The 2,478-nt window shown below is 75.9% G+C and carries 1 protein-coding gene; it reads right to left on the reverse strand.

Annotated features, from left to right (window positions below):
• Positions 1 to 2,478 (reverse strand): polyketide synthase dehydratase domain-containing protein (locus BU204_RS36225; protein ID WP_332888616.1); only part of this gene is annotated, 2,478 nt, incomplete at both ends.

The raw sequence follows: 2,478 nt of genomic DNA on the forward strand, positions 1-2,478 counted from the left end.
CACGAACTCGCCCGCCAGCGAGTTCAGCACCACATCCACCGCACCAAACACCTGCTCGAACTCCAGCGTCCGCGAGGAGGCGATGTGGTCCTCCGCCACCCCCAACGACCGGAGCGTCTCCCACTTGGACTCGCCGGCCGTGGCGAACACCTCCGCACCGAGGTGATGCGCGAGCTGGATCGCGGCCATGCCGACCCCACCGGCCCCGGCATGGACCAGCACCCGGTCGCCGGGGCGGACCTGGCCGAGGTCGGTGAGGGCGTAGAGCGCGGTGAGGAACACCAGCGGGATGGACGCGGCGGTCTCGTCCGACCAGCCGGCCGGCGCCTTGACGAGCACCCGCTCGTCCGGGACCACGGCGACCGAACCCATGCCTCCGGGGACGATGCCCATCACCCGGTCCCCCGGCCGCAGAGCGGCGGCGTCCGGGCCGACCTCCAGCACGACGCCCGCTGCCTCCGCGCCCAGCGCCCCGGGCTCGCCGGGGTACATCCCCAGCGCGGTCAGCACGTCGCGGAAGTTCAGCCCGGCGGCGGTGACCCGGAGCCGAACCTGGGCGCCACGCAGCGGCTCGGCGGCCTCCGGGCTCGGCAGGAGCGCGAGGCCGTCGAGGCTGCCGCGGTCGCGGGTGTCGAGCCGCCACGGGCCCTCGGGCGGCGGGACCAGCTCGCCGCCGCCGAGCACACGGGCCAGCCGGGCGACCCGGGCCACCCCCTCCCGCACGATCACCTGGGGCTCGTCGTCGAGCACTGGGAGGGCCAGGGCGACATCCTCGTCGGACTCGACGTCGACGAGGGCGAACCGGCCGGGGTGCTCGGACTGCGCGGAGCGCACCAGGCCCCAGACGGCGGACGCGGCCAGGTCGGTGACGGGGCTGTCGACGCCGGCGACGGCGCCGCGCGTGACGACGACAAGCCGGGTGTCGGTCAGCCGCGGCTCGGCGAGCCACTCGTGGAGCACGTCGAGCACGCGCGCGGTGGTGGCCGTGGGGCCGTCCTTGTGGCCGACGACCGGCAGCAGGGCGATCTCCGGCGGCTGGTCGGTGAGCAGACCGGCCACGGTGTCCAGGACAGCGACCGTTCGGCCGGGCACCGGCGCGGTGGCGGTCGGCGCGATCGGCCAGTCCACCCGGAACAGCGCGTCGCGCAGGGCGGTGTCGGGTGCGGTGGCGGGCTGGGCCGGGGCGGGGCGCAGGGTCAGTGCCTCGACCGAGATGACCGGGGCGCCGGCGGGGTCCACCGCGGCGAGCGTGATCTCCTCGGCGCCCGTCCAGTGCACGCGCAGTGCGGACGCGCCGGCGGCGTGCAGGCTGACCCCGCGCCAGGAGAACGGCATGAGGTTGCGGCCCTCGTTGGCGGCGAGGAAGGCGCTGGCCTGGAGCGCCGCGTCGAGCAGCGCGGGGTGCAGGCCGAACGCGCCGGCCTCCTGGCTGCGTCCGTCCAGCCGTTCTGGCAGGGCGACCTCGGCGAAGATCTCCTCGCCGCGGCGCCAGACCTGCCGCAAGCCGCGGAACACCGGCCCGTAGCGCAGGCCGTTGGCCTCGAGCCGGGCGTAGTGCCCGTCGAGGTCCACCGGCGTGGTGTCGGGCGGCGGCCACTGGGTGGTGTCCAGGGCGGACACGCGTTCGCCGCTGCCGAGCAGGCCGGTGGCGTGTCGGGTCCACTCGCCGTCGACGAGGTGGGCCGGCCGGGAGTACACGCGCACCTCGCGGCGTCCGGCGTCGTCGGGGACGCCGAGGCTGACCTGGACGGCGACCTGCTCGCGTTCGGGGAGCACGAGCGGCACGGCGATCGTGAGGTCCTCGACGCGGTCGCAGCCGACCTGGTCGGCGGCGCGCAGCACGAGCTCGAGGAACCCGGTGCCGGGGAACAGGACGGCGCCGCCGACGACGTGGTCGGCGAGCCAGGGCTGGGTGGCGACCGAGAGCCGGCCGGTGACCAGCGCCGCGCCGTCCTCGGCGGACAGGACCGCCGCGCCGAGCAGGGGGTGGTCGACCGGCACGAGCCCGAGCCCGGCCGCGTCGGTGCCGCTCGTCCCGGCTGCCGGCCAGAACCGCTCCCGCTGGAACGGGTAGGTGGGCAGGTCGACGACGGACGCGGCGGGCAGGAACGCGGCCCAGTCGACCGGCGCTCCGGTGACGTGCAGCGCGGCCAGTGCCCGCAGCGCGGTCTGCTCCTCGTCCCGGTCTCGCCGCAGCACCGGGACCGCCACCGCGTCGGGCAGGATCTCCCCCACCGCGGCCGTCAACGACCCGTCCGGCCCCAGTTCGACAACCCGCGTCACGCCCGCTTCCCCCAGCGCCGCGACCGCGTCGGCGAACCGCACCGGCTCCCGCACCTGCCGAACCCAGTACTCCCGGTTCAACGCGCCGCCGGCGGTGGCGATCACGGGAATGCTCGGCTCCGCGAACTCGACCCGGGCGACGGCCTGGGCGAACTCCGCCAGCATCGGGTCCATCAACCCCGAATGAAACGCGTG

This window comes from Actinophytocola xanthii, assembly GCF_001921205.1.
In the GTDB taxonomy this organism is placed as follows: Bacteria; Actinomycetota; Actinomycetes; order Mycobacteriales; family Pseudonocardiaceae; genus Actinophytocola; species Actinophytocola xanthii.